Here is an 842-nt window from a genome sequence, read left to right as displayed (position 1 = left end):
CTCGCTGAAGGCCACGCGCATGCACGTGCCATCGATGTCGGATGCGGCGATCAGCGCGGCCGCGTCCTGCGCGCTCGCGCCGGCCGGCTTCTCGATCAGGCAATGCACGCCGCGGCGCGCGAGCGCGCAGGCGACCTGCGCGTGGCGCGCGGACGGCACGGCGACGATCGCGTGGCGGATCCCGGGTTCGAGCATTTCGATCGTCGCGTGCCACGTCGCGCCCAGCGCGGCGACCTCTTCGGCACAACCGGCGTCGGGATCGACGACGGCGACCAGGCGGAACTCGGGCATCGCGGACAGGGTGCGCGCATGCAGGCGCCCCATGCGACCGAACCCCACGACGGCGACGGGCGTCATGCGAACTTCGCCCGCAGGCGGCGATACGTGCTCACCGCGCGCCATGCGCGCGAGCGATGCAGTTCGTCGCGCACGCGGTGCGCCTCCTCGATTTGCGCTTGCAGCGCCGTGATCTGCGCCGTCGCCTCGGCGAGTTCGCGCGTCGCCTGCGCCTGCCCGCGCAAGGCCTGCGTGAGATCCAGTGCGGTCTGTGCCTGCGCGCGCAGCGCGTCGGCGAGCGCCTCGGCCGTGCGCGCCTGCGCGCGCGTGGCCGCCAGCGTCGCGTCCGTGGCTTGCTCGCGCGCGGCGAACGCGGCGTCGCGCTCGATGCCGGCGTCCAGCGAACGCTGCAGCGCGCGCGCCACCCGCGCTTCCATTTCGTCGTGGGCCTTGAGCGCGACGGCGCGTTCCACGACCGCGGCTTCGCGCGCGTCGACGGCGGCCTGGATGCGTTTGTTGGCGACGGCCGTCGCTTCGGCGGCGGCTTCGCCGAGCGCTTCGAGCGC

Annotated in this window: 2 protein-coding genes; both read right to left on the bottom strand. The window is 74.3% G+C overall.

Features of this window, described 5'->3' with window-relative positions:
* Window positions 1–357: Gfo/Idh/MocA family protein (locus tag AC1DRF_RS30260; protein WP_477742604.1), on the bottom strand; the 357-nt coding region annotated here is incomplete at its 3' end.
* Window positions 354–842, bottom strand: a 489-nt coding sequence (locus AC1DRF_RS30255) for a hypothetical protein (RefSeq protein WP_477742603.1), incomplete at its 5' end; no start/stop codon positions are given. The genes AC1DRF_RS30260 and AC1DRF_RS30255, both read right to left, overlap by 4 nt.

This window comes from Priestia sp. P5_B4, assembly GCF_056400385.1.
This window is presented reverse-complemented; position numbering and strand designations above follow the sequence as displayed.